Annotated in this window: 25 protein-coding genes; 13 read left to right on the forward strand and 12 right to left on the reverse strand. The window is 61.7% G+C overall.

Going from position 1 to position 24,943, the window contains the following annotated elements; all coding sequences use genetic code 11:
* Nucleotides 1-67: 67 nt before the first annotated feature.
* The 8 genes from KI811_RS02435 to KI811_RS02470 all read right to left on the reverse strand — a co-directional run bounded on the left by KI811_RS02435 (nt 68) and on the right by KI811_RS02470 (nt 6,885).
* On the reverse strand, nt 68-1,255 hold the full coding sequence (locus KI811_RS02435; protein WP_214184896.1) for an efflux RND transporter periplasmic adaptor subunit: 1,188 nt from the start codon (nt 1,253-1,255) through the stop codon (nt 68-70).
* A gap of 50 nt (nt 1,256-1,305) precedes the next feature.
* Nucleotides 1,306-1,881, reverse strand: coding sequence for a TetR/AcrR family transcriptional regulator (locus KI811_RS02440; RefSeq protein WP_214184897.1), 576 nt, complete (start codon nt 1,879-1,881; stop codon nt 1,306-1,308).
* Nucleotides 1,882-1,964: 83 nt separating this feature from the next.
* A complete protein-coding gene (locus KI811_RS02445; RefSeq protein ID WP_214184898.1) occupies nt 1,965-2,777 on the reverse strand; it encodes an epoxyqueuosine reductase in 813 nt (270 codons plus the stop codon).
* 11 nt (nt 2,778-2,788) lie between these two features.
* Nucleotides 2,789-3,979 carry an MFS transporter gene (locus KI811_RS02450; protein WP_214184899.1) on the reverse strand — a complete coding sequence of 397 codons (1,191 nt, stop codon included), beginning with the start codon at nt 3,977-3,979 and terminating at the stop codon, nt 2,789-2,791.
* A gap of 32 nt (nt 3,980-4,011) precedes the next feature.
* Nucleotides 4,012-4,578 carry a flavin reductase family protein gene (locus KI811_RS02455; protein ID WP_214184900.1) on the reverse strand — a complete coding sequence of 189 codons (567 nt, stop codon included), beginning with the start codon at nt 4,576-4,578 and terminating at the stop codon, nt 4,012-4,014.
* A gap of 27 nt (nt 4,579-4,605) precedes the next feature.
* Nucleotides 4,606-5,613 carry a YhdH/YhfP family quinone oxidoreductase gene (locus KI811_RS02460; RefSeq protein WP_214184901.1) on the reverse strand — a complete coding sequence of 336 codons (1,008 nt, stop codon included), beginning with the start codon at nt 5,611-5,613 and terminating at the stop codon, nt 4,606-4,608.
* Between the two features lie 172 nt (nt 5,614-5,785).
* On the reverse strand, nt 5,786-6,445 hold the full coding sequence (locus tag KI811_RS02465) for an outer membrane protein (RefSeq protein WP_214184902.1): 660 nt from the start codon (nt 6,443-6,445) through the stop codon (nt 5,786-5,788).
* Between the two features lie 98 nt (nt 6,446-6,543).
* Nucleotides 6,544-6,885: a zinc ribbon domain-containing protein YjdM gene (locus tag KI811_RS02470; protein WP_214184903.1), complete on the reverse strand. Its 342-nt coding sequence runs from the start codon at nt 6,883-6,885 to the stop codon at nt 6,544-6,546.
* Between the two features lie 224 nt (nt 6,886-7,109).
* On the opposite strand from KI811_RS02470, the gene KI811_RS02475 reads away from it, so the two are divergent.
* From KI811_RS02475 to KI811_RS02490, 4 genes are all read left to right on the forward strand, one after another.
* Nucleotides 7,110-7,730, forward strand: coding sequence for a LysE family translocator (locus tag KI811_RS02475; RefSeq protein WP_214184904.1), 621 nt, complete (start codon nt 7,110-7,112; stop codon nt 7,728-7,730).
* A gap of 298 nt (nt 7,731-8,028) precedes the next feature.
* On the forward strand, nt 8,029-8,802 hold the full coding sequence (locus KI811_RS02480) for a PEP-CTERM sorting domain-containing protein (RefSeq protein WP_246551228.1): 774 nt from the start codon (nt 8,029-8,031) through the stop codon (nt 8,800-8,802).
* 231 nt (nt 8,803-9,033) lie between these two features.
* Nucleotides 9,034-9,672 (forward strand): CAP domain-containing protein, encoded by a 639-nt coding sequence (locus KI811_RS02485; protein WP_214184906.1) that lies wholly within the window; start codon nt 9,034-9,036, stop codon nt 9,670-9,672.
* Nucleotides 9,673-9,679: 7 nt separating this feature from the next.
* Nucleotides 9,680-10,432 (forward strand): class I SAM-dependent methyltransferase, encoded by a 753-nt coding sequence (locus KI811_RS02490; protein WP_214184907.1) that lies wholly within the window; start codon nt 9,680-9,682, stop codon nt 10,430-10,432.
* 18 nt (nt 10,433-10,450) lie between these two features.
* Here the strand turns inward: KI811_RS02490 and rsgA are convergent, their stop codons facing one another.
* Together rsgA and KI811_RS02500 are read right to left on the reverse strand one after the other, a co-directional pair.
* Complete coding sequence (gene rsgA / locus KI811_RS02495) at nt 10,451-11,524, reverse strand: ribosome small subunit-dependent GTPase A (RefSeq protein ID WP_214184908.1); 1,074 nt, start codon at nt 11,522-11,524, stop codon at nt 10,451-10,453.
* 141 nt (nt 11,525-11,665) lie between these two features.
* Entirely contained in the window at nt 11,666-12,409 is a 744-nt protein-coding gene (locus KI811_RS02500; protein ID WP_214184909.1) for a DUF5131 family protein, read from the reverse strand.
* A gap of 254 nt (nt 12,410-12,663) precedes the next feature.
* Between KI811_RS02500 and KI811_RS02505 the strand changes: the two genes are divergently transcribed.
* Nucleotides 12,664-13,173: a YqiA/YcfP family alpha/beta fold hydrolase gene (locus KI811_RS02505; protein ID WP_214184910.1), complete on the forward strand. Its 510-nt coding sequence runs from the start codon at nt 12,664-12,666 to the stop codon at nt 13,171-13,173.
* Here the strand turns inward: KI811_RS02505 and KI811_RS02510 are convergent.
* Nucleotides 13,170-13,688, reverse strand: a complete 519-nt coding sequence (locus tag KI811_RS02510) for a protease complex subunit PrcB family protein (RefSeq protein WP_214184911.1) — start codon at nt 13,686-13,688, stop codon at nt 13,170-13,172. The two genes, KI811_RS02505 and KI811_RS02510, sit on opposite strands and share 4 nt — an antisense overlap.
* A 45-nt stretch (nt 13,689-13,733) precedes the next feature.
* Entirely contained in the window at nt 13,734-14,543 is an 810-nt protein-coding gene (locus KI811_RS02515; protein ID WP_214184912.1) for a dienelactone hydrolase family protein, read from the reverse strand.
* A gap of 167 nt (nt 14,544-14,710) precedes the next feature.
* On the opposite strand from KI811_RS02515, the gene KI811_RS02520 reads away from it, so the two are divergent.
* The 8 genes from KI811_RS02520 to KI811_RS02555 all read left to right on the forward strand — a co-directional run bounded on the left by KI811_RS02520 (nt 14,711) and on the right by KI811_RS02555 (nt 24,836).
* Entirely contained in the window at nt 14,711-16,336 is a 1,626-nt protein-coding gene (locus KI811_RS02520) for an NADP-dependent glyceraldehyde-3-phosphate dehydrogenase (RefSeq protein WP_214184913.1), read from the forward strand.
* 96 nt (nt 16,337-16,432) lie between these two features.
* Nucleotides 16,433-17,206 (forward strand): MlaE family ABC transporter permease, encoded by a 774-nt coding sequence (locus tag KI811_RS02525; RefSeq protein WP_214184914.1) that lies wholly within the window; start codon nt 16,433-16,435, stop codon nt 17,204-17,206.
* Between the two features lie 3 nt (nt 17,207-17,209).
* Nucleotides 17,210-17,956, forward strand: coding sequence for an ABC transporter ATP-binding protein (locus KI811_RS02530; protein ID WP_214184915.1), 747 nt, complete (start codon nt 17,210-17,212; stop codon nt 17,954-17,956).
* An 18-nt stretch (nt 17,957-17,974) separates the two neighbouring features.
* Nucleotides 17,975-18,427 (forward strand): outer membrane lipid asymmetry maintenance protein MlaD, encoded by a 453-nt coding sequence (gene mlaD, locus KI811_RS02535; protein ID WP_214184916.1) that lies wholly within the window; start codon nt 17,975-17,977, stop codon nt 18,425-18,427.
* Between the two features lie 27 nt (nt 18,428-18,454).
* Nucleotides 18,455-19,819: a TolC family protein gene (locus KI811_RS02540; protein WP_214184917.1), complete on the forward strand. Its 1,365-nt coding sequence runs from the start codon at nt 18,455-18,457 to the stop codon at nt 19,817-19,819.
* A 133-nt stretch (nt 19,820-19,952) separates the two neighbouring features.
* Nucleotides 19,953-20,555, forward strand: coding sequence for an MlaC/ttg2D family ABC transporter substrate-binding protein (locus tag KI811_RS02545; RefSeq protein ID WP_214184918.1), 603 nt, complete (start codon nt 19,953-19,955; stop codon nt 20,553-20,555).
* Between the two features lie 239 nt (nt 20,556-20,794).
* Nucleotides 20,795-23,458, forward strand: a complete 2,664-nt coding sequence (locus KI811_RS02550) for a chemotaxis protein CheB (RefSeq protein WP_214184919.1) — start codon at nt 20,795-20,797, stop codon at nt 23,456-23,458.
* Nucleotides 23,418-24,836 (forward strand): PAS domain-containing sensor histidine kinase, encoded by a 1,419-nt coding sequence (locus KI811_RS02555; protein ID WP_214184920.1) that lies wholly within the window; start codon nt 23,418-23,420, stop codon nt 24,834-24,836. The genes KI811_RS02550 and KI811_RS02555 overlap by 41 nt, the downstream gene beginning before the upstream one ends.
* Nucleotides 24,837-24,943: the final 107 nt, after the last annotated feature.

Genomic DNA, 24,943 nt, shown 5'->3' on the forward strand with positions numbered 1-24,943 from the left:
CTAGAGGACCCTTCGAAACCTGAATGGTTTTCTCTGTGCCTCCGTGTCTCTGTGGTGGATTTTCAAGTCAGTTTTTCCCAGCCGGTGCGGCGGGCGCCGCCTCCGGCTTTGCTCCGAACGGCACCGCCTTGACCGGCGTGCCCGGCTTTGCCCGCTGGATTCCTTCCAGGATGACCCGATCACCGGCCTTGAGCCCGTCGCTCACCAGCCAGTTGTCCCCAACGGTCCGGGCGACCTTGATGACCCGCGACTCCACCTTGTTCTCGGCCCCCACCACCAGAGTCGTGGCATCGCCCTTCGGGTTGCGTGTGACGCCCCGCTGGGGGACCAGAATCGCCTGTTCGCTGACGCCATCTTCAACGATGGCACGCACGAACATCCCCGGCAGGAGGGTCTGCTTCGGGTTCGGGAAGACCGCCCGCAGGGTGATGGAACCGGTGCTCTGATCAACGGTGACTTCCGAGAACTTCAGGGTTCCCGACAGCGGATAGGGGCTGCCGTCCTCCAGCAGAAGCTTGACCCGCGCCTGGGCGGCACCGTCGTGTTTCATCAGTCCGCTGGCCAGGTTCTGCTTCAGCTTCAGGAGCTCGGCGCTGGACTGGGTGACATCCACATACATGGAACTGAGCTGCTGGATGGTGGCCAGTGGAGCCGCCTGGCTGGCGGTCACCAACGCCCCGTCGGTCACGGTGGAACGGCCAATCCGGCCGGAGATGGGTGCGGTCACCTTCGTATAGCCCAGGTTGATGCGGGCGGTCTCCACCGATGCCTTGGCGGATGCCACATCGGCCTCGGCCTGTTTGAGGGCGGCGTTAGCGTCATCATAGTCCTGCTGGCTCACGGCCTTGATCTTCACCAGATCACGGAAGCGCTCTTCCTTGAGGCGCGCCGGGATGAGGTTGGCTTCTGTCCGGGCAAGGGTCGCCTTGGCGCTGGCAAAGGCCGCCTGATAGGTGGAGGGGTCAATCTGGTACAGAACCTGACCCGCCTTCACGTCGGACCCCTCGGTGAACAGGCGTTTCTGGATGATGCCGCTGACCTGGGGACGAACCTCGGCGATCAGGTGAGGCGAGGTGCGGCCCGGCAATTCAGTCGTCAGCTCAACCCGTTGGGGCTGAATCGTAACCACTCCCACTTCGGGGGGACCACTGGGAGGAGGGGCGCCGTTGGATTTCTTGCCGCATCCGGCCACCATCATCCCGATGGCAAGGAGCCCCGTAACGGTAATCAGTCGTGTTCTGTACATGGCTTGCATAGACACCTCTTCACGGAAAATTGAATGAATATTCATTCGAGAACTTGGCACTATCTTCTGACCGCGTCCCAGCATGCCTCGATGGTTCGGGCGATAATGAGATCGTCCAGCGTGATGAACCCGAGAATGTGGTCCCGAGCCACGGAAAGAAGCGGACCGAAGGCCAGGGCAAAGTGGATTGGCAGGGGAACATCCTTAAGGACCTGCTGGGCAATCCCTTCATCGAAAAGCTCGCGATAGACGTCGCACCCTTCCTTTTCTCCCAAGAGCCGGTCCCGACGGAACGCCACGCCGTAGGGTGAGTTGTGGAACTGCTCCAGATAGCGGAAATCGAGGGGATTGTTGATGAAATATTTGAGCAGCGCCGTACCGAGATGGAGAAACCGCTCCCGGAACGCTTTCACCTCCGAGTACCCTTCGGTAATGACCGGATAGATCCTCTCCTCCAGCTCACGGTACAGTTCCGTGATAAGCACATCCTTGTTTTCGAAGTAGCGATAGATCGTCCCGGCCCCCACCCCGGCCCTGTCGGCAATCAACGCCATGGGGGCGCCGTGGAAGCCGTGCTCGGCAATAATCTCAAGGGCCGCGCGAACAATCTCTTCGCGCTTATCCGGTTTCGACATGGTAGACCTCTTTGTCTTGATGATTCAGAATGAACGTTCATTCCATGTTTAATTAATCAGCCACGTCTTGTCCAGAAAAAAATTTACTTTCTTCCGCGGGGCACCGCAGCCTCGCAAGGAACGCGGGTCTGGCAGAGGCCGCAGCCGGTATAGGGGACACCGTAACGCTCACCCACCGCCTCAGGAACGGCGCCGTAGACGTAATCCCGGCACCGGGACTTGTCGTGACCGTCGAAGCTGATGGCCCCCACGGGGCAGCGGCCGATGCAGACGCCGCAGGTCTCCTCGCGGTACCAGAGGCAGTTGTGGCGGTGGTCCGGGGCGGTGCGGGGAGAGGGAGGAAGCGCCAGGTCAGTGATGACGCTCCCCACCCGGTGGGCAATTCCGCGAGCCGTGATGAGGCCGTCGGAGAGGCTGAAGGTGCCGAGTCCGGCCGCGTAGGCGGCGTGGCGCTCGGACCAGGTGGAGGCAATGCCCACGGGGGTATCGGCGAATTCCTTCCAGGCGGGGGCGTATTGGGGGGCAAGCGCCCGGTGGCCGATCCCCTCCAGGTACGCCGCCAGATGCCGCCGGAGCGCGCCATTCAGGACCTCGCCGTGGGTCCGGGTGAGGGCCCACCTGCGGGAGGGCCACTGGCTTTCCAGGCGGTTGCTCATCCGCGTCCCCTCCGTGACCGGCAGGATCCAGACGATGACCGTTGCCGCCCCATCCAGCAGCTCTGTCGGCGTCAGGTGGAAATCGCCGATGATGTGCTTGTAGTCAGTGAAAAGCGGGTCGTCAGCCGCGGCGAAGCCCACGAGGGGGTCGTCGAAGTAAGGGCCGCTGTCGTCAGCGAAGCGGTTTTCCGGGCTTTCCGCCACAAAACGTCCGATCTCGGCACGTAGTGTTTCCTCCATCTCGACCTCCTTTAGGCTGCTGTCGGCTCGGGCCGCCGGTAGAGGGTGACGAAAAGCAGCAACGTCGCCACCCCCACCACGCCATTCAGGAAAAAACCGATCCGGAAGCCTTCTTCCCGGATTAACGCCCCCATGCCGGCGGCGCAGAGCATCATCCCGACATAAACGCAGGTATTGTAGCATCCCATGGCGAGCCCCCGCTGCTCCCGGGGCACCACATCGGCGATCAGCGCACAGACGGCGGTGAAGGCGACCCCCATGCTTATCCCCATGACCGCCGCGGCCCCCATGAGCGGGACCACGGACCGGCAGAGGCCGAAAGAGGCGAGCGCCAGGGCGAAAACGGCAAGCCCTCCAATTACCAGGATACTCCGGTCATCCACACGGTCGCTCAGTTTCCCCGAGGGGAGGCGTGAGATGGCGTTAGCCAGGGCCTGGGCCGCGAAGACAAACCCCACGTGTCCCGAATGCATCCCCTGGCTCCGGATATAGAGGGGCATGAAGGTGACGAACATGCCGAAACCGAAACAGGTGCCGAGGGTTGCGACGAGGCAGGCGATGAGCCGGCGGTTGTGCATGAGCCCCGTAAGGGCCGGCAGGATGGCGGGACGGACAGCGCCGCGGGCCTGGTCCGTGGAAGGCGCGGGGAGGAAGATGAGTGCCACGACGAACATGGCGAAGATCAGCCCCCCCGCCACGAGAAAGACCGGCCGAAGCCCCAGTGCCGTCCCAAGGAAACCACCGGCGGCCGGGCCGAGGGTCATGCCGCCGTACAGGGCCATCGTGTACCAGCCGTAGGCCTGGCCCAGCACCTCCGGCGGGGTGACGTCGGCCACATACGACATGAGGGTCGGCGAAAAGGCCGACAGCCCGATGCCGAAGAGGAGATAGATTCCCCCCATCTGCAGGGGAGTGCGACTCCAGTAGAGGAGAAACGACGAGCCGGCCAGGAGGATCAGCCCCCCCAGGAGCGGTATCCGTCGCCCCAGTCGATCGGAGACAAGTCCCGAGGGAATGGAGAGCGCTCCCGCCATCAGCATGAACGCGCTGTTGATGAGTCCCACCTGCGCCGTGTCGGCCCCCAGCGACGTGGCAAAGAGAGGGACAATCGGAATCCTCATGTAGGAGCCGAAAAAGCAGACAAAACTGATGACACAGGCGAGGAGCAGAAGTTTTCCCGCCCGGTGTTCCCGCGATTCCATGGGCAACTACCCCTTCAGCCCTTGGGCGAAATTCATAGTTCTTTCCCCACGGCAAACGCCTTGCCCAGCAGGGGACCAACACCGTGGTAACCCCGATGGCCGGTGTCAAAGACAAGGGGCTTGAGCTTCAGTATGTCGGGAAGGCCGTCGTCGCCGAGCACTTCCGCGTCTGCCTTAACGTCCACTATTTCGCCGACGAACAGGGTGTGAAGGCCGATTTCCAGGGTGTGAAGCAGCCGGCACTCAAGGGCGAAGGGGAACTCCGCCGCGTAGGGGGCGTCCACAAGTTCACTTTTCACCGGCGTAAGTCCAGTGGCGGCAAACTTATCCGTGTCGCGCCCCGAGACAATGCCGACGTAATCGGCCTCCTTCATGGCGGTTTCCGACGCAATGCCAATGGTGAAGGCCTTGCGCTCCACGATCGAAGCGTAGGAATAGGTCGCCTTTCGCAAGGAAACCGCAATGCACGGGGGCTGGGAACAACAGATTCCGCCCCAAGCGGCATTCATCAGATTTGGCTTCCCCTCGCGGTCATAGGTGCCCACCATCAGGACAGGGGCCGGAAACAGGAGGGTCTTGGCCCCCAGGGATTGCTTCATGGTATTCTCCTCTCGCAAATCAGATTTTCAGCTCTCCAGCAGGTTAACCACGACACGCCCCGTGATCCCCCCATGGAGAATCGCCTGGGTCATCACCTCCAGCCCCGCCAGAGTGCACTCCGTCGCCATCTCGCCGAGCTGAACGGGCTTCCAGTCGGTGGCAAGCCGCTGCCAGACCTCCTCGCGAAGCCCCCGGGGGCACTGGACCGAATCAATCCCCAGAAGGCTCACCCCCCGCAGGATGAACGGGTAGACGTTCACCGGCAGTTCCGGCGACCCCACGAGCCCGCAGCAGGTGACCGTACCGCCATACTTCGTGCTCTTCAGGACCGCCGCCAGGGTCTGGCCGCCGACCACATCCACGGCCCCGGCCCAGCGCTCGGCCAGGAGCGCCTTTTCGGCCCCGGCCGTCACGTCGTCACGGCCGATCACGGCTGTCGCGCCAAGCCCCTTGAGAAAATCCTCGTCGAACTCCTTGCCGGTGGCTGCCGTCACCCGGTAGCCCGCGGCGGCAAGGATGGAAACCGCAATGCTCCCCACCCCGCCGGTGGCGCCGGTCACGAGGATATCGCCGTCAGCGGGCCTCACCCCGGCCCGCTCCAGCTTCAGCACCGACAGGGCCGCCGTGAAGCCGGCGGTGCCAAGCGCCATGGCTTCCCGCAGCGTCACCCCCTCGGGCAGCCGCACCGCCCACTCCGACGGAATGCGGACATATTGCCCCCACCCGCCGTCGGTCTCCATCCCCAGGTCATAGCCGGTGACGATGACCTTGTCGCCCGGGGCAAAGGCGCCGCTCTCGCAGGAGACCACCTCGCCCGCCGCGTCGATGCCGGGGGTATGGGGGAACTGCCGCGTCACCCCGGGGTGGCCCGTGGCCGAGAGGGCATCCTTGTAGTTGAGGGACGAGTAGTGGACCCGTATCACAAGATCGCCGGGAGGAAGATCGTCCACGCTCCGCTCTCTAATCTCCCGCACGAACTGCTTGTCGGAGGTTTTCTCCACCACCAGCGCCTTGAATTTTGCCATGTCGCCCATCCTCAACCTCCTTATTTGCCCAAACGGGTTACCATAAAGTCACAGGGAATTTTGATTTGGTGGGACCCATCCTTGACATGGTCCGATCACGCTGGCAAGGTAAATTTTTTTCATGACCAGAAATGAAAAAAGCCCGCACATGGCGGGCTTTTCCTTGCGCCATCGAACAACCCTAGAACTTGACCCTGAGCCCCATCAGCGCATTATGGCTCTCGAATTTGAACTTGGTCACCGTCACCGCACCTTCGTCAAAGGTGGCCTTTGAGGTGCCGAAATAGCGATACCCCAGGTCAAGGGACATGATCGGATTGAGGGCTATCTCCACCCCGGCTCCCGCCTGGTAGGCGAAAACGGTGTCGTCCCCCTTGTCGTAGAGAGGACCGTCAGTACTGGTGGTATCGCTCAGGTTGAGCACGGCGAAGCCGACGCCCCCTCCCACGTAGGGGGTAATGGGGCTCTGGTTGTGCATATCGAAGAAGGCGTTGGCCATGACCGCCAGCGCACCGAGATCACCATCCACTCCCGGGAACCGGTACCCGTCAGAAGTGTCGGTAACCGCTTTGATCTCCGAATGCCGGTAGGAAAGCTCCCCCTCCAGGCGGAGAAAACCGTAATCATACCCGGCGGTACCACCCACGGCAATGCCCGGGTCGAACTCCACCCGGTCGTTAAACGTGTTGACGAAATCAGTGCTGGAAACGTCGGCGTCCCGGGGGATACTCACCCCGAGGAAACCGGAAAAATACCCCCCGGGCCGGGCAGGCGTTGCCTGGCTCATGGCGGGCATTCCCCAGATGGCGATGGCAGCAGCGGCAATGAGAATTCTTTTCATGGTTATCCTCCTTGAATGGTATGCCAAATGTAATCAGTATAACGCAAAAGGAGGGTTGCAGTTTACATCCCGGGCCTGAATGGAGGCAAACGAGTCAGTTACGCCTTCTTTACAAATTCCGATTTCAACTGCATTGCGCCGATCCCGTCGATCTTGCAGTCGATGTCATGGTCTCCTTCGACGAGGCGGATATTCCTGGCCTTGGTTCCGACCTTGATTACCGACGACGAGCCCTTGATCTTCAGGTCCTTGATCACCGTAACCGTATCACCGTCACTGAGAACGTTGCCATAGGCGTCACGCACCACGCAACTCCCGTCCCCGCTCTCCGCTGCCGTTTCTTTCCCCCATTCATGGGCGCATTCCGGACAGACATACATGGTTCCGTCTTCGTACGTGTATTCTGAACTGCATTGTGGACATTTGGGCATATCGCTCATGGCGCATCCTTTCTGATTGGTTATGGGCTGGGGGAACATACGGCGGGCACCCCTTATAGCACGGTTATCGGCACGACGGAATTCTTTAACAGCCGACATTGCGAATAAATCACACCCCCAAAGAGCATCTTGCACCGAAGAAGCCGCTCCGCTATAACAGGCACCTATCCGAACAAAAACATCAACAGGACGAATGCGGCCCTCACCCACGGAAAGGACACCCCATGACCCTCTATACCCTGCTCTGCTTCCTCGGCGCCTCCATCGCCCTGACCGTAGCCCCCGGCCCCGACAACATCTTCGTCATGACCCAGGGGATCGCCCGGGGGAGAAAGCCGGCCATCGTCACGGCCATCGGCATGTGCAGCGGCGTCACCGTCCACACCACGGCCGCGGCCTTCGGAATCTCGGCGGTGTTCTATTCGTCAGCTATTGCCTTCACGGTGGTGAAGTCCGCCGGCGCGGCGTACCTCCTCTACCTGGCCTTCAAAACCCTGAAGGAACGGTCCGCCATCAGGCTCTCGGCGGCCGACGACCTCCCCGCGGCGGCCCTGTTCCGGCGGGGATTCATCATGAACGTGCTCAACCCCAAGGTGGCCATGTTCTTCCTGGCGTTCCTCCCCCAGTTCGTGGCCCCCGCCGCCGGCCGCGTCCCGCTCCAGATGCTGCTCTTGGGACTCATATTCATGGTGCAGTCCGTGGTGCTCTTCTGCCTGCTCGGCTACTTCGCCGGAAGCATCGGCAGCTTCATCCTGGCCCGCCCCCGGATCGCCCGCTATTTTGACTGGCTTACCGCAGGGGTTTTCCTGTCCCTGGGAGTGAGGCTGGCCCTGGCGGAGCGGTAAATGTTTCCCCATTACTGAAAGAATCCTTCCCCCTCCGCAGTCTTCAATAATAATATTTTCATAAAAAATTTTTTCATGATACACAAAGACGCTTTGCGATTTACCATCAAGGACACATAACGTGGCATACCATGCAGAGGAGGGCATACTGGTGAAAAAAGGGGTATTTCCATTTTTAATCATTGCTTGGCTGTTGACCGGCACGACATTGCCGGCATCGGCGACAGTTTTCCAGTCCCATATGCTGAACACGCTCAGCTTCAGTTATGTGGAGAACCTTTTCGATTCGAACGGAACTATGAAGAATGGACTGGAACTGGCGCCGGGAGATCACCTGGTGGGAATCATATCCGTCAACCGAATCGTCGCGGGAGGGGAGACGATTTTCACGGCAGGCCCAACGTCGCAGCTGACCGGGATTTACGCCCACAAGGTGCTGAGCGTCCCGCCGTATGTGGTGAACGGGCAGTATGCATATGATCCCCTCAACCCCTCGTCGCTCCAGGTGCACACGGAATACGGCAATCCTGACCTGGGAGCATTCACTGTCGGTTCAAGCACTGTGAACCTTGCCAACGTTCTGGAACCGGGCGCGGTTCTGGCCCTCTGGCTCGACCAGGGGAACAGCGCCACCAGCTTCACGACGGGAGGAACCCTTGCCGACAGCGTGGCCCGGGCAACCGATGGACTCCCCTTCCTCTCCGCGGGGATTGGGAATTCGGGATATTTTTACAGTCATACCAAACCGTCAGTCACCATGGCCGAGTTGATGAACGGAGCCTTCATAGGCCAGGCCTTCGCCGGTCTGGAAGTATTGACCAACGCCACTGGGCACACACTCTTCCCTATCTTCAACCCCGGCGACCAGGAACAGGGTACCGCAACGCCGCTGGTTCTTTCCTGCGATCTCGGGATCAATCCAGCCTTTTTTTCACCTGAGCCGGCCTCACCCTGGGCCCTCGCCGGCACAGGCTCGGTGCAAGTTTATCCGGCTCCCGAGCCATCCACCCTGGCACTCTTTGGCGCTGCCGGGTGCATAATGGCCCTGTGCAGACTGAGGAAGCGCATCTGAGACTTGCAGATCCGCACCCAAAAGGCGTCCGGTCGGACGCCTTTTTTCATTGCTCTCTCTGATTCCATCCCACCATCCTGTTATCCAGTTCCCGGAACACCTTCCCCCTACAGATACGGTAACGGGGCCGGATATTGCCCTCCCCGGTGCCCATAACTCCATTTGCTTTGTTCGCCGGGAGCGGGTATTTATTTATGGAATCAAAATCCGACGATCAGGAAGACACACACCATGATATTCACCACACTGCGCGCAACTCTGGCAATGCTCGCCGTCACGGCCATGGCCTGCGCCCTGCCGGTGCGGGCCTCGGCCGGGGACGACCTGGCGCGGGGGGTGCTCGCCGAACTGAACGCGGCCCGCGCCAACCCCAAGGACTACGCCGAACACCTGCGCGTCTACCGGTCCCAGTTCACGGGAACCTACCATATCCCGCCGGGCAGCAGGATTCGATACGTCACCAGGGAGGGGACCCGGGCCGTGGACGAGGCAGTGCGGTTCCTGGAGGCGCAACGCCCCCTCCCCCCCCTGATCTGGTCGGAAGGGCTCTCCCGCGTCGCTGCGGAACTGAACCGGGAGCAGACACGGACGGGTGCCCTGGGCCACGCCTCGGGCAGGATGGAGATGCGGGCCCGGGCCGAGCGCGTCGGCCGGTGGCAGAGCACCATTGGCGAGAACATCAGCTACGGCCCCGACGATGCCCGACGTGTGGTGATGCAGCTCATCGTCGACGACGGAGTGCCTGACCGGGGGCACCGGAAGAACATCTTCGCCCCCGACTTCAGGGTGGCCGGCATCGCCTGCGGTCCCCACCCGGTCTTCGAGACGAGTTGCGTCATCGACTTTGCCGGCTGGTTCACTGAGAGGTGACATACCCATGACACAGCAATTCAAGGACTATTTTTCCGAGAAATCGGACGCCTATCGTTCCTACCGCCCCGGCTATCCCCCCGAGCTCTTCGCCTGGCTGGCGGGGCTGCCGGCGCGGCGCGACGCGGCCCTGGACTGCGGCTGCGGCACTGGACAGGCATCAGTGGCCCTGGCGGAACACTTCGCCCGGGTCTACGCCGTGGACCCCAGTGCCGCCCAAATCGAAAGCGCCACCTCCCACGAGCGGGTGGAGTACCGGGTGGCACCGGCGGAAGAGACCGGCCTCCCCGATGCCAGCGTCGACCTGGTGATCGCCGCCCAGGCCCTCCACTGGTTCAACTTCGGCCGCTTCTACGCCGAGGTGCGCCGGGTGGCCCGGGAAGGCGCCGTCTTTGCCGCCTTCACCTACGGCCTCCTCGCCATCGATGAGGAGATCGACCGGATCATAGGCCGCTTCTACCGCGACGTCATCGGCCCCTACTGGCCCCCCGAGCGGACCCACGTGGACGCCGGCTACCGGACCCTCCCCTTCCCCTTTGCCGAGATCGAGGCCCCGGCTTTCGCCATGAAGGCGGAATGGAACCTGGGGCACCTGATGGGATATTTCGAGACGTGGTCTGCGGTAAAGGAGTACCGGCGGCTCAAGGGAGACGATCCTCTGGGGCTGGTGGCGGGGGACCTGGCGACAGCCTGGGGGGACCCGGCGCTTGTCAGGCAGGTCTCATGGCCCCTGGTGATGCGGGCAGGGCGGGTAGCGTAAGAGAGAAGAGAGCACCAACTACTGTCCTTTCTTCCGGAGAACCACCCGGCGCCCCTTGGCAATGCGCCGTTCCTTCCCCTTCCGCTCCTGCCGGGCAGCCACGTCGTCGCGGGCGGCGGCCTCCTCATCCTCTTTCCTGAGCTTCAGGTAACTGGCGTAGCGCCCCGGGTCGATCTCTCCGCCGGCCAGGGCATCGCGCACCGCGCACCCGGGCTCGTGGGCGTGGCTGCAGTCGTGGAACCGGCACCGCTTGGCCAGTTCGGCGATCTCGGGAAAGGAGGCGTCGAGCCCCTCCCCCGCCTGCCAGAGGCCGAATTCCCGCATGCCGGGGGTGTCGATGACGATGGCGCCGCAGGGGAGGAGTATCATCTGCCGGTGGGTGGTGGTGTGGCGCCCCTTGGCGTCCCGCTCCCGCACCGCGCCGGTGGCCATGACCTCTCCTCCGGCGAGGCGGTTGACGAGGGTCGACTTCCCCACCCCGGACGAACCGACGAAGCAGGCGGTCACCCCCGGCGCCAGGACCTCCCTCACCGCTGCGACCCCTTCTCCCGCAAGGGAGTTAACGGACACCACCCGCACGCCGGGGCCAAGGGCCGCCGCCTCCGCAACCCGCTCCGCCGCCTCGGGGCAGAGATCGGCCTTACTGAGAATGACCACCGGCTCCGCGCCGCTCTCCCGGGCCGCTACCAGATACCGTTCGAGACGCCTCGGGTTGTAGTTGCCGTCAAGCCCCATGACGATGAAGACCAGATCCACGTTGGCGGCGATGGGCTGCACCTCGCCCCCGCCACCCGCGCCCCGGCGGGCAAGGAGGGTCCGGCGCGGCAGGATGTCGTGGATCGTCACCTCTGACCCGCCGTTCACCGATTCGATGACGACCCAATCGCCGACCATGGGGCGGTCGAGGCGATCCGCGGCCCCCTTGCGAAGTCGCGGGGCAAGCTGCGCCGGAAACTCCCCCGCGGCGGTCCTCAACCGGTACTCCCCCCGAAGCTCGGCCGTCACCCGCGCCACGGTGCCGGGATCCGCCCCCCCTTCGGGGGCCGTTTCCGCAAACCAGTCGCTCCATCCCAACGCTTTCAGCTCATCCATGGAAACCCCGTCCTCCGAATAGTCGCACGACGGCATTGTACGCAATGTGGAGGGAAACGCAACCGGCGGATAGTGCTCCGTGCAGGAAATGAATGGGAAAAATCGCTGGCAGTGAGTGCCGGAATGTCAGGGAGTGGGGTATCAGGCGGCGGCGCTTCGGATGGGATTGGCGCGGCAGTGGTCAAAGATACGGAGGTGGTTGGGCTCGCTCCGGAAGAGGGGTGCCTCGTCCCAGGTCCGTCCGTCAAGAAGCCGTCCTTCCCCGGTATAGAGGAAGGGGATGCCGCGTTCCTCTGCCTGATCGCGGAGATCCCGCGCCCAGTCGGAAAGGTGTGAAGCGTCGCCATCCCCGGCCCCCCCACAGACCACCCAGTCGATGGCACCGAACCCGGCCAGGCAGAGGCTGTTCACCTGGCGCAGGTCCAGTCCTCCCCGAAGGGGCTCGGCAAGGATGCCGACCATGGGCCACCGGACCCCGTCGGCCACCCAGCAGTTCTTGAGGGCAATGGTGGCGGGAACGCGGAGATCCGCCTCCTCCTGGTCCCGCACCCGGACCAGGAACCAGAGGTTGTTGAGGGTGTCGTCCTCCTCCAGGAGGCGATAGGGGAAATCGGGCGAGGTGGCGTAGAGCCTCTGGAAAGAATGCTCGGGGTAATCGGTGACAGCGACGAAGAGATGCTGAGGAGACGAGGCCACGACCGAGAGCATGGCGTCCAACTGCTCCACCGGAAGGAAGGGATGGAAAGGGTCGCCCCCCACGATCCAGACCTTTCCCTCCTTCTCGCCAAAGGGGCGCCAGAGTGCCTCGCGGTCCACCGTATCCCGCCGGATGAGCACCTCCCAGGCGTCATCCCAGAAAATCCCTTGCCTCAACCGATTGAACATCTCAAGCCCTGCCTTAACCTCATTGCTGTCCGATGCGAACACCCATGGTTACGTATCGGCGGGCGGGCGCAAAACTTGAGGTGCGCGGGATGTTTCCCTCAAACAGTTTGCATTTTCCCCGGGGGGCATTAAAATGTCTTACACTCTCGACACCTGACTAGTTTCGAGATGTTCTGACACCGTAGGAGCGACATTTTGAAAAGCATGAGCAGAGCAACCAGAAGAGACCAGGCGGACCTTCCCGGAGCGGCCCAGTGAACCGAAGGCTCGTCATTTTCTCCCACGGCAAGGAGAGCGGTCCCTGGGGAACCAAGATCTCGGCCTTGGCCCCCGTGGCACGGAAGCAGGGTTTTGCCGTCGAGAGCATCGACTACACCGACCTCGCCGACCCCGATGCCCGGGTCGGCAGGCTCGTGGAGCGGTGCGCCGGCGGAACGGGCACCCTTGTCCTCGTCGGTTCCAGCATGGGGGGATATGTGGCAACAGTGGCCTCACAGACCGTGAAGCCGGCGGGACTTTTCCTCATGGCGCCGGCCGTCTACCTCCCCGGCTACGCCGAATCGGACCCCACCCCATCGGGAAAAACCTACGTCGTCCATGGCATGCACGATGAGGTCATCCCCATGGAGAATGCCGTCCGCTTCGCGCAGCGGAACCATGCACGGCTCTTCCTCGTGGATGGCGACCACGCGCTCGTGGGCCAACTCCCCTTCATAGAAGAACTCTTCGGCCTCTTTCTCGCAAGCATAGCCGCCGCCTGCTAGGGGCAGGAGTAGGTCACATCGACATAGTTGGGAATGCAGCGCTTGCCGCTTTTCCTGATGGCCACCAGATGATAGGGCTGGGTCAGGGACTGGGCCGTGAAGCACCCCTCGCCCGGCTTTCTCCTGATGATGGTGAGCCAGATTCCGTCCATCCCCTCCTGCACCTCCTTGACCTCGATGCTGTATCCCCCCGTCGGCCGGACCATGTCCACCACAGCAACCACTTCATTACGCGAAAAATCGACCGCAGGGAGCGCCGGAACAGGAGTAACGTTCCGGTGGAGCAAGTTCCAGAATGATGAGAATTCTCCCTGGCCTGCAATGACGCGAATCAGAGGCCAGACGAGCTGGGTATCGGTTCCGGGCTCGGAGTAGGCGCCGCCGACCCCCTTGGCGACCGTCTCGACGGACACCTTGAACGCCGCAGGGGGCGGCTGCACCGGGATGGCGGTGGCGCAGCCGACAAGGGAGACGATGGCGAAAACCAGGAGCAGAGGCGTGCGAATGGAGTTCATAGTTGGACCATCCTGTTCGTGTGAATTTCAATTGCCGCAAGGGCTCTATCGCCCGAACACCCGCCGGAAGAAGCGCGACATCTCGTCCCACGAATCCCTGTCGGCGGCGGCGTCATAGGCGAGAGGGAGACCGAATTTCCTGGCATAGGCATCGGCGTCGGGATTCGTGAAGCTGTGCTTTGCCCCGGTGTAGGAGATGAACCGGAAGTCGGCCCCGGCCCGGGCCATCTCGGCCGCAAAGGCTCCCACCTGTTCGGGGGTGATGAACGTGTCTGCCCCTCCGTTGAATGCCATGACCTTCGCCTTGACCGCGCCCGGTTCGGCCGGCTTTGCCGTGGCGAGGTTGCCATGGAAGCTCGCCACTCCCTTGAGGTCGAGGCCCTGCCGGGCCATGTTCAACACCACCGCACCGCCGAAGCAGTAGCCGATGGCGCCGATCCGGCCGGCATCGACGGTGGGCTGTTTCCCGAGCAAATCCATCGCCGCCCTGAAGCGGGCAGCCATGAGGTCCATGTTTTTCATCACCGCGGAAGAGAACGCGCCGGCATCGTCGGGATGGAGAGCTTCCTTCCCCCCGCCATACATATCGACCGCCAGGGCCGTGTACCCCAACTCCGCCAGCATCCGGGCCCGCTTGCGGGCGTAGTCGTTGAGCCCCCACCACTCGTGCACCACGAGCACGCCGGGACGTTTTCCCTTCACTGCGTCGTTCCAGGCGAGATACCCCTTCATGGTCACCTCTCCATCGCGGTACTCGACCACCTTCCCCCGAATCGCGGCATCTGCCGTCGACACCCCCAGCAAGCCACCGGCCAGTGCGACCGCCACCAAAACGAAGCTTCTTATTCTGCCCATGCCGCACCTCTTTTCCGCCGCCCGAGGCGGCATTTGACGCCTGCTGCAACTTTACCAGATCACGGAGAAATTTCCCGCACGGCGTCGCATTGCGCCTCCGGCACCTTGATTATCGGAGAGTGTGCATTACTCTTTCCTTGTTGCTTAAAGCCCAGGAGGAGGCGCCCATGACCATCAGCAAAAAGATCGAGACCCTCTTTCCCGCCCCGGAGGATATCCCCGCCCAACACCGGCTCCCGGCTCCGGTGGAGTTGCGGACATACCTCGTGGCGGGAGAACTTCGCCAGTGGGAGGGAGCGTCCCAGGAGGTATTCTCCCCGGTCTGCGTCAGGACCCCGGACGGCCCCGAGCGGGTCAGGATCGGAAGTTTCCCCCTCATGGGCGAGGCCGAAGCCCTTGCTGCCCTCGACGCGGCAGTGGCCACCTATGATAACGGCAGGGGTGAATGGCCCACCATGACCGTTGCCGACCGCATCGGCCACGTGCAGCGGTTCGCGGCCCGGATGAAGGAGCGGCGGAGCGAGGTGGTCCGGCTCCTCATGTGGGAGATCGGCAAGGCCGAAAAGGACGCTGCCAAGGAGTTCGACCGGACCATCACCTACATCGCCGACACCATCGATGCCCTCAAGGACCTGGACCGGGTCTCCTCCCGCTTCGTGATCCACGAGGGGATCATCGGGCAGATCCGCCGTGCCCCCCTCGGCGTGGCCCTCTGCATGGGACCCTACAACTACCCCCTCAACGAGACCTTCACCACCCTCATCCCGGCCCTCATCATGGGGAACACGGTGCTCCTGAAACCGCCGCGCCACGGCGTCCTCCTCTTCGCGCCCCTGCTCGAAGCCTTCCGGGACTCCTTCCCCCCCGGCGTGGTGAACACCCTCTTCGGGGCCGGCCGCACCGTTACCCCGCCGCTCATGGCATCGGGGAAGGTGGACGTCCTCGCCTTCATCGGCACGAGCCCCGCGGCCAACGCCCTCCACAAGGGGCACCCCAAGCCCCACCGGCTCCGGACGGTCCTGGGGCTGGAGGCCAAGAACCCGGCCATCGTCCTCCACGACGCCGACCTGAACCTGGCGGTGGAAGAGTGCATCGCCGGAAGCCTCTCCTTCAACGGCCAGCGCTGCACCGCCCTCAAGCTCATCTTCGTCCACGAATCGGTGGCCGATCACTTCCTGAATCTCTTCTCCCGAGCCATCGCCGCCCTCGGCTGCGGGATGCCCTGGGAACCGGGCGTCATGATCACCCCTCTCCCCGAACCGGGAAAGACGGTCTATCTCTCCGAGCTGCTGGAAGACGCCCGCAGGCACGGCGCCCGGATCGTCAATGACGGCGGGGGGGCCATGTCCGGCTCCTTCTTCTACCCCGCCGTGGTCTATCCGGTGACCCCGGCCATGCGCCTCTACGCCGAGGAGCAGTTCGGCCCCATCGTGCCGGTGATCCCGTTTACCGACGCCAACACCCCCATCCGTACCATCGAGGAATCGGACTACGGCCAGCAGGTGAGCATCTTCGGCCGCGATCCCCAGACCCTGGCGAACCTCGTGGACCACCTGGTGAACCAGGTCTCCCGCGTGAACATCAACAGCCAATGCCAGCGGGGTCCCGACATCTTCCCCTTCACCGGGAGGAAGGACTCGGCGGTGGGGACCCTGTCGGTCTCGGACGCCCTGCGCTCCTTCTCCATCCGCACCCTGGTGGCGGCCAAGGAAATCGATCTGAACAAGGAGATCATTGCCAACATCGTCCGGGAGCACCGTTCCAACTTCCTCTCCACGGATTTCATTCTCTGAGCGCAGGAGGAAATTTTATCGCTCCCACAAGCCTTTACATCGGCGATTCTTCGTCATATACTCTGTCGCACCTATCAAAGTTACCGGGAGAGATCCGTGCTCCGCACCTTCCTCGAAAAACTGGGCGCCGTCACCATCTTCATCTTCCGGGAAATGGGCCGGATGCTGATCTTTCTCGTCATGGCCCTCGTGAACATCATCATCCGGCCCGGCAAGCCCTTTCATATTTTCAAGCAGATCCACTTCATCGGCACCAAATCCCTCTTCGTCATAACCCTCACCGCCTCGTTCACGGGGATGGTCCTGGGGCTCCAGGGGTACTATACCCTGGCCAAGTTCGGCTCCGAGGGGATGCTCGGCTCGGCGGTTGCGCTTTCCCTCATTCGTGAACTGGGGCCGGTCCTCACGGCCCTCATGGTGGTGGGGCGTGCCGGCAGCGCCATAACCGCCGAAATCGGGATCATGAAGATAACCGAGCAGATCGACGCGCTGAAGACCATGGCCCTGGAGCCGTTCAAGTACCTGATCTCGCCGAAGATCGTCGGGGCGCTGGTGGCCGTGCCGCTTCTGTGCGCCATCTTCGACGTGGTTGGCATCTACGGCGGGTACCTGGTGGGGGTCAAGCTCCTGGGGGTAAACCCCGGCGCCTATTTCCACGAGATGGAGCGGAGCGTGGAGTGGAAGGACGTCTGGTCGGGAATCGTCAAATCCATCTCCTTCGGCGGCATCCTCGCCTGGGTCTGCTGCTACAAGGGTTACCACGCCAGCCACGGCGCCGAAGGGGTGTCGCGGGCCACCACCGAGGCGGTGGTCATGTCGTCGGTGCTGGTGCTGGTGTGGGACTACTTCCTCACGTCGGTTATGCTGTGATTTATGATCAAACTCGTTGACATCCACAAGTCATTCGACTCCCAGGCGGTGCTGGACGGCCTTTCCCTGGAAATACCCGAGGGGAGGATCACGGCGGTGATCGGCCCCAGCGGCGAGGGGAAGAGCGTGCTCCTGAAGCACATAATCGGCCTCATGAAGCCCGACCGGGGCCAGGTCCACGTGGACGGGGAAAACATCACCGCCATGCGCCGGTTCGAGATGAACCGGGTCTGGGAGAAGTTCGGCATGCTCTTCCAGAACGCGGCCCTCTTCGACTCCATGACGGTCTTCGAGAACGTGGCATTTCCCCTGGAGGAGAAGACCCGGTTCTCCCGGGCCGAGATTCGCGACCGGGTCCACAACGCCCTGGAGAACGTGGGGCTCAGGGGGATCGACAAAAAGTACCCCGACGAGCTGTCAGGGGGGATGAAAAAACGGGTGGGGCTTGCCCGGGCGCTGCTGCTGAACCCGCGGATCATCCTCTTCGACGAGCCGACCACAGGTCTTGACCCGATCATCTGCCGGGCCATCCACCAGCTCATCAGGGATACCCACGAGCGGTACGGCTACACGGCGGTGATCGTCTCCCACGAGATTCCCGAGATCTTCGACATCTCGGACCTGGTGGCCATGCTCTACCGGGGGCGGATCACCGAGATGGGGACGCCGGAGGAGATCCGGCGCTCGGAGCACCCGGTGGTGCGGCAGTTCATCAGCGGCAGTCTCGAAGGACCCATCAAGTTCATCTGATACAGGCAGGGGATTGTTATGAAGAAAGTCACTCTCGAACTCATTGTCGGCATTTTTGTGGCCATCGGCATCCTCTGCCTCGGGTGGCTCTCGGTGAAGCTGGGCAAGATGGAACTGGTCGGCGGGGACCACTACGAGGTCTATGCCGAATTCGACTCCGTGTCGGGACTCAAGGAGGGAGCCGCGGTGGAGATTGCCGGGGTGGAGATCGGCCGGGTCGACCGGATCGCTCTCGACCCGAAGTTCAATGACCGGGCACGGGTCTCCATGCGGATCGCCAACGGGGTAAAGCTCCAGGACGACATCATCGCCTCGGTCCGCACCAGCGGCATCATCGGCGACAAATTCATCCTGCTGAAGCCCGGCGGGTCCGACAAATTCCTGGCCAACAACGGCAGGATCAGGGAGACCGAATCGGCAGTGGATCTGGAGGAGCTTCTGAGCAAGTACATCCACGGCAAGGTCGAGTGACTTAGCCGCATTCCAGGAGGGAAGGACATGAGAACACTTCGCGCAGTGGCATTGGCATGCTGCCTGACGGCACTCCCGCTGTCCGGGGCACTGGCCGCCGAACCGGCAACGGCAACGAAAACCTTGAGCCTTGATGAATGCATCCGGGGCGCCATAGCCACGGCCCCGGAGCTGGGCGAATCCCAGGCCGACATCGAGCTGGCCCAGTCCAGGCTTGAGGAGGCCAAGGGGTACCGGTTCCCGCAGATCGAGATGAAGGCCCTCTTCGGGCCGGTCCCCGAGGCCAGGGGCAATCAGGTCTGGTCACCGGACGGGGTCAACGACACCGACTCCTTAACCTGGTTCGCCCGGGCCGACGCCACCCTGGTCCAGCCCCTCTACACCTTCGGCAAGATCAGCGAAAACATGAAGGCGGCCACCCACGGCATCGAGGTGGACCGGGCCAAGAAGGACCAGCGGCGCAACGAGGTGGCGCTCCAGACCAAGGAATACTACTACGGCGTCCTCCTGGCCCGGGAAATGAGGGAAGTGGTCCTGGAGGTGCGGGAGAACCTGGACAAGGCCCGCAAGAAGGCCCAGGAACTCCTGGACAAGTCATCCCCCAACGTGGAGGAGCTGGACATCTACAAGCTCGACGCCTTCAACGGCGAGGTGGGGAAATACCTGGCAGAAGCCGACAAGGGTGAAACCCTGGCCATCTCGGCGCTCCGGACCCGCATCGGCTTGCCGCCCGAGGCACAAATCGACATCGCCACCGAGCGGCTCGTGCCCGACGAGGGAACCGCAGGGGATCTTCCGGCTTACATCGACGAGGCCCGGGCCAAGCGCCCCGAGTTCAAGCAGCTCAAGGAGGGGCTCCAGGCCCGGGAAGCACTCGTGGAAGCGGCAAAGGCCGCCTACTACCCCGACATCTTCCTGGCCGGACTCCTGTCGGGCGCCTATTCGCCCGAGCGGAGCCGCATCGACAACCCCTTCATCACCGACGAGTTCAACCACTTCTGGTCGGGGATCGCCCTGGGGGTCAAGTGGAAGCTCGATTTCGGCATTACCGGCTCCAAGGTGGCCGGCGAGCGGGCCCAGTACAACCGCCTCCTCTCCACGAAAGTCTACGCGGAGAACAACATCCCCCTCCAGGTGAAAAAGGCCTGGCTGGAGCTGAAGGAGGCGGAGAAGAGCATCGACGCCACCCGGGACGCATACAGCAATGCCAAGAAATGGATCGTCTCCGCCATGGCCAACTTCGACTTCGGCGTCGGCCCGGCCAAGGAGCTCTTCGACGGGCTCCAGAACTACGCCCGGATGCGGGCCGGCTACTTCCAGTCCATCTACAACCAGAAGATGTCCCGGGCCAACCTGGACTACGCCGTCGGCGCCATGCCGCTGGAAAAATAAGTGAGCACCAAACACTCTGCAGGACCCCCCTCAATCCCCCCTACCCTGTAGGGGGGAAGCAAGCGTAAGCGAAGCAGGGTGGTCGAAGCAGGGGTGCACAGCCGGAACTTACTCAAGAAGGAGAAACTCCGTCATGAAATGGTTTGCCCTGCCGATTCTTTTCATCACCTTCGCCCTGGGCGGGCCGGCCTTTGCCCAGGGGGTCCCCACCCAGACCGTCAAGAAGACCGTGGACGAGGTTGTCCGAATCGTCTCCGACAAGGAGATGAAGAAGCCCCAGTTTGAAAAGAAGCGCCGTCAGGAGCTGAAAAAGGCCATCGGCGCCGTCTTCGACTACGGCGAGATGGCCCAGCGCGCCATGGCGCGCCATTGGAAGGACCGGAACGCCGCCGAGAAAAAGGAATTCGTCTCCCTCTTCGAGACGCTCCTGGAAAACTCCTACGCCGACAAGATCGAATCCTACAACCAGGAGAAGATCGTCTACCTCAACGAGCGGATCGAGGGGGAGTACGCCGAGGTGAGGTCCAAGGTGGTCACCGCCAAGCGCGACGAATACTCCCTCGACTACCGCCTCATGAACAAGGGTGGAAAGTGGATGGCCTACGACGTGGTCATCGAGGGGGTGAGCCTCGTATCCAACTACCGGGGGCAGTTCAACAAGATCATCACCAACGAGGGGTACCCGGCCCTCCTGAAAAAGCTCAAGTCCAAGAGCGCGGAGATCAAGGCGCCGTAGTTCACGAAACCTGCCTGACGAATAAACGGGGCTGCTTCCCGACGGAAGGAGCCCCTTCACCCTTCCCCCATTGCATCCCAATTTATTGCTCACGCCCACTTTTCGCGTTCCTGGCGGTTTCCTTTTCTCTATCCGTTAGGGGAGTGATTTGCCATCGCTATCCACACCTGTTATCTTGCAAATCACCAGTGCCGCGGCTATGATTTACCAAATCTAACAAAACCTTACGGAGACCAGAGATGACGAAAAAGTCCACAAAGACCATCGTGGCCGGGAAAAAGTCCCTGGCCTCGCCCCGTTCGACGCCCGAACCGGAACGGAAAAGTGATGAAACGCATTTTCCCATTGTCGCCATCGGGGCATCCGCCGGGGGATTGGAGGCCCTGACCCTGTTCCTGGAGCACGTGCCCCAGAACAGCGGCGTGGCCTTTGTGGTGATCCAGCATCTCGACCCGGACCATATCGCGCTCCTGCCCGAACTGCTGCAGCGGGTTACCACCATGAAGGTAACGGCGGTCAAGGACCGGAGCCACGTCAAGCCTGACTCCGTCTACGTCATCCCCCCCAATCGCGACATGTCGATCCTCCACGGGGTGCTGCACCTGTTCGAGGCGTCCGAACCCCGGGGCCAGCGCCTTCCCATCGACCACTTCTTCCGCTCGCTAGCCGAAGACTCCAAGGAGCGGAGCATCGGCGTAATCCTTTCCGGCATGGGGTCGGACGGCACCCTGGGGCTGAGGGCCATCAAGGAGAAGGGGGGGCTCACCCTGGTGCAGAACCCCGACTCGGCCAAGTTCAGCGGCATGCCCAACAGCGCCATCAGTTACGGCCTTGCCGACATAGTAGCCCGGGCCGAGGAGATGCCCGGGAAGATCATGGATTTTCTCCAGCATACCCCTACCCACTCGCTGCAGAAGACGAAACTGGAGGACAGGGAACTGAGCGCCCTCGACAAGATCGTCATCCTGCTCCGGAGCGAGACGGGCAACGATTTTTCCCTCTACAAGAAGAGCACCCTCTACCGCCGGATAGAGCGGCGGATGGGTATTCACCAGATAGATTCCATCGCCGGCTACGTGCGCTATATCCAGGCGAATCACCAGGAGCTGGAGCTTCTCTTCAAGGAGTTCCTCATTGGCGTGACCAGTTTTTTCCGGGACCCTGCCGCGTGGGAAAGCCTGAAGAACGAGGTGATTCCGGAGTTGCTGACCAGCCACCCGGAGGGGGGGGTGCTGCGGGCATGGTCGGCAGGGTGCTCCACCGGCGAGGAGGCCTATTCCTTGGCCATCATCTTCAAGGAAGTGCTGGAGCAGATCAAACCCAAGGCCCATTTCAGTCTACAAGTCTTTGCCACCGATCTGGACCGGGACGCCATAGACAAGGCCCGGCAGGGGCTCTTTCTTCCCAACATTGCCAGTGATGTTTCCGCCGAGCGGCTGAACCGTTATTTTGTCAAGGACGAGGACGGCTACAGGATCAAGAAGGAAATCCGCGAGATGGTCACGTTCGCCACCCAGAACGTTATCACCGATCCCCCCTTCACCAAGCTCGACATTCTCATCTGCCGCAATCTGTTGATCTATCTGGACGTTGAAATGCAAAAGAAACTCCTCCCCCTCTTCCATTATGTTCTCAACCCGGGAGGGGTGCTGTTTCTCGGCAGTGCCGAGACCCTCGGCGCCAGTGCCGAGCTCTTCACGGCCGTCAGTGCGAAATTGAGGCTTTTCAGGCGGGACAACGGCGTCAGCCGGACGAACCTGGTGTCGTTCCCCTCAACGTTCCCGCTTGCGACGCACCCCCACAAGGAACTCTCGCCCGTGAAACCCGAGATAAACGTCCAGGCCCTGGCCGACCAAATCCTGCTGCAAAAGCACTCGCCCCCCGCTGTTCTCGTGAACGAGGAAGGGGACATCGTCTACATCAGCGCCCGGATCGGCAGATATCTTGAGCCGCCGGTGGGGAAAGCGAACATTAACGTTTTCGCCATGGCCAGGGAGGGGTTGCGTCCCGAGTTGCTCGCCGCATTCCATAAGGCGATGCGGCAAAATGCGCCGGTTACCACGCGGAACATCAGGATCGGCACCAACGGAAGGACCCAAACCATCGACCTCATTGTTCAGAAGATGGAAGAACCGGAACTGCAGGGGATGGCCATGATTATTTTCAAGGACCTGGAAACCTGCCAGGAATCTGCCGTCAAGAAACGCGGCGTCAAGTCGTCGGATGCCGTGAGTGCGCGGATTGGCGAACTGGAACTGGAACTTCAGCAGACCCAGGAAAAACTTCGGATTACCCTGGAGGAGTTGCAGACCACACGGGAGGAGATGCAAACCTCACAGGAAGAGTTGAAAGCCTCGAATGAGGAGTTACAATCAATCAACGAGGAATTGCAGTCCACCAACGAAGAGTTGACCACCTCCAAGGAGGAGATGCAGTCCATGAACGAGGAACTGCAGACGGTGAACTCCGAGCAGCAGGCCAAGGTGGATGAGCTGTCGCACCTGAACGACGACATGCGGAACTTCCTCAACAGCACCGAGGTGGCCACCATCTTTCTGGACGGCAAGCTGAACATCCGCCGCTTCGCCAACGCCTCCAGCAAGCTGTTCAAGCTGATCCCAAGCGATGTGGGGCGTCCCCTCACCGACATCGTCAACGATCTCAGTTACCCGGAGCTGACCGACGATGCCGAAGCAGTGCTCCGGACGCTGGTTTATTCGGAAAAGCAGGTAACCACCAACGACGGACGCTGGTTCTCGGTCCGGATCATGCCGTACCGCACGGTGAGTGACGTGATCGACGGGGTGGTAATCACCATGACCGACATCACGCCATTCAAGAAGTTGGAAGAGGAGCTCAGGGATGAGATCAAAAGACTGCTGCGGGATCGGAAAGAAGCATGATGCCTCCCATGGCGCGCCTCAACCCGTGACGCTCCGCCGCGGCGCGGAGAAACGCCTCAAGGACCTGCCCCTTCAAGGCGCCCTCCCCAAGACGGAAGAGGACACCTTGAAGCTCCTCCACGAGTTGCAGGTTCACCAGATCGAACTGGAAATGCAGAATGAGGAGCTGCACCGGTCACAGGATGAGTTGCGAAGTTCCCGGGACCGCTATTCGCTCCTCTATGATTTTGCTCCGATTGGCTATTTCACCCTCTCCCGTAATGGAACGATCCTCTCCGCCAACCTGGCCGGGGCGAGTCTGCTCAATAGAGAGCGTTACCGGTTGATGGGGCAGAGCTTCGGCCGTTTTTTTGAGGGGCAGCATTACACGCTCTTCAAGGAATTGCTGTTCGAGGTGTTTTCAAACCACGATGAACCGCAGACGCTTGAGCTGCTGATGTCAAAAGAGCTGCGACAGCCGCTGTTCGTGCAGATAGAGGCGACCACTGTCGTCCCTGGCGACGAGTGCCTTCTTGCGGTGGTCAATATCACCCCCCGGAAACGGGCGGAGGATGAACTTCTCCGGGCCAAGGAGGAACTGGAGCAGCGTGTTCTGGATCGGACCGTGGAACTGGCCCGGTCGGTGGACCAGCAAAAGAAGGAAATGACCGGGCGGCTACAGGCAGTGGAAGAGCTCCGGGCCAAGGAACTGCTGTTGGTTCACCAGAGCAGGATGGCCGCCATGGGGGAGATGCTCGCCAATATCTCCCACCAATGGCGGCAATCGTTGAATGTCATGGGACTGTTGATTCAGCAATTGGGTCTGTTCAGCGAATCCGACTGCCTTGACAAGCAGATGGTCGACACTAACGTTGAGAGGGCGATGGGAATCCTCAATCACCTGTCCCAGACCATTGATGATTTCCGGACCCTTTCCGAACCGGACCGGGAAAAAATCCCGTTCTGGATAAACGAGGTCATTGAGAAGACGCTGCAGCTCGTTGGTGATTTCTTCAGGGATCAAGGCATTTCAATCCATTGCGATTTTGTCCAGGATTCGCGGGTGGCGGGGTTCCCCAATGAATTCAGCCAGGCATTGCTCAATCTCCTGTTGAATGCACGGGATGCGCTCGTTGAATCAAAGACGGGCGATAAATGGATACGAGTGAGTTCCCGGCCGGAGAATGGCAGGGCTGTTATTACGGTCACCGACAACGGCGGCGGGGTCGACAAGAATATTATCGACAAGATTTTCGATCCCTACTTCACCACCAAGGAACTCGGCAAGGGAAGCGGCATCGGGCTTTTCATGTCGAAGAACATCATCGAGAGAAGCATGGGAGGGCACTTGACCGTTCGCAATGTCGAGGGATGCGCCGAATTCAGGATCGAGGTCTGACATGGAACCGGCCCGCAATCCCACATCCATCAACATTCTCTTTGTGGAAGACGACCTGTATGCGAGAGAGTTGATTCCGCTCATGATCTCCAACAAATTCCCGGGGT

This window comes from Geobacter hydrogenophilus (assembly GCF_018501225.1).
In the GTDB taxonomy this organism is placed as follows: domain Bacteria; phylum Desulfobacterota; class Desulfuromonadia; order Geobacterales; family Geobacteraceae; genus Geobacter; species Geobacter hydrogenophilus.

Coding starts and splice junctions, on each gene's coding strand:
- KI811_RS02470 (WP_214184903.1), bottom strand. CDS start 6,885: ATGAGCGATATGCCCAAATGTCCACAATGCAGTTCAGAATACACGTAC.
- KI811_RS02460 (WP_214184901.1), bottom strand. CDS start 5,613: ATGGGCGACATGGCAAAATTCAAGGCGCTGGTGGTGGAGAAAACCTCC.
- KI811_RS02485 (WP_214184906.1), top strand. CDS start 9,034: ATGATATTCACCACACTGCGCGCAACTCTGGCAATGCTCGCCGTCACG.
- KI811_RS02480 (WP_246551228.1), top strand. CDS start 8,029: ATGAAGAATGGACTGGAACTGGCGCCGGGAGATCACCTGGTGGGAATC.
- KI811_RS02445 (WP_214184898.1), bottom strand. CDS start 2,777: ATGGAGGAAACACTACGTGCCGAGATCGGACGTTTTGTGGCGGAAAGC.
- KI811_RS02555 (WP_214184920.1), top strand. CDS start 23,418: ATGAGATCAAAAGACTGCTGCGGGATCGGAAAGAAGCATGATGCCTCC.
- KI811_RS02530 (WP_214184915.1), top strand. CDS start 17,210: ATGATCAAACTCGTTGACATCCACAAGTCATTCGACTCCCAGGCGGTG.
- KI811_RS02450 (WP_214184899.1), bottom strand. CDS start 3,979: ATGGAATCGCGGGAACACCGGGCGGGAAAACTTCTGCTCCTCGCCTGT.
- rsgA (WP_214184908.1), bottom strand. CDS start 11,524: ATGGATGAGCTGAAAGCGTTGGGATGGAGCGACTGGTTTGCGGAAACG.
- KI811_RS02455 (WP_214184900.1), bottom strand. CDS start 4,578: ATGAAGCAATCCCTGGGGGCCAAGACCCTCCTGTTTCCGGCCCCTGTC.
- KI811_RS02500 (WP_214184909.1), bottom strand. CDS start 12,409: ATGTTCAATCGGTTGAGGCAAGGGATTTTCTGGGATGACGCCTGGGAG.
- KI811_RS02435 (WP_214184896.1), bottom strand. CDS start 1,255: ATGCAAGCCATGTACAGAACACGACTGATTACCGTTACGGGGCTCCTT.
- KI811_RS02515 (WP_214184912.1), bottom strand. CDS start 14,543: ATGGGCAGAATAAGAAGCTTCGTTTTGGTGGCGGTCGCACTGGCCGGT.
- KI811_RS02550 (WP_214184919.1), top strand. CDS start 20,795: ATGACGAAAAAGTCCACAAAGACCATCGTGGCCGGGAAAAAGTCCCTG.
- KI811_RS02490 (WP_214184907.1), top strand. CDS start 9,680: ATGACACAGCAATTCAAGGACTATTTTTCCGAGAAATCGGACGCCTAT.
- KI811_RS02465 (WP_214184902.1), bottom strand. CDS start 6,445: ATGAAAAGAATTCTCATTGCCGCTGCTGCCATCGCCATCTGGGGAATG.
- KI811_RS02440 (WP_214184897.1), bottom strand. CDS start 1,881: ATGTCGAAACCGGATAAGCGCGAAGAGATTGTTCGCGCGGCCCTTGAG.
- KI811_RS02510 (WP_214184911.1), bottom strand. CDS start 13,688: ATGAACTCCATTCGCACGCCTCTGCTCCTGGTTTTCGCCATCGTCTCC.
- KI811_RS02540 (WP_214184917.1), top strand. CDS start 18,455: ATGAGAACACTTCGCGCAGTGGCATTGGCATGCTGCCTGACGGCACTC.
- KI811_RS02520 (WP_214184913.1), top strand. CDS start 14,711: ATGACCATCAGCAAAAAGATCGAGACCCTCTTTCCCGCCCCGGAGGAT.
- KI811_RS02475 (WP_214184904.1), top strand. CDS start 7,110: ATGACCCTCTATACCCTGCTCTGCTTCCTCGGCGCCTCCATCGCCCTG.
- mlaD (WP_214184916.1), top strand. CDS start 17,975: ATGAAGAAAGTCACTCTCGAACTCATTGTCGGCATTTTTGTGGCCATC.
- KI811_RS02545 (WP_214184918.1), top strand. CDS start 19,953: ATGAAATGGTTTGCCCTGCCGATTCTTTTCATCACCTTCGCCCTGGGC.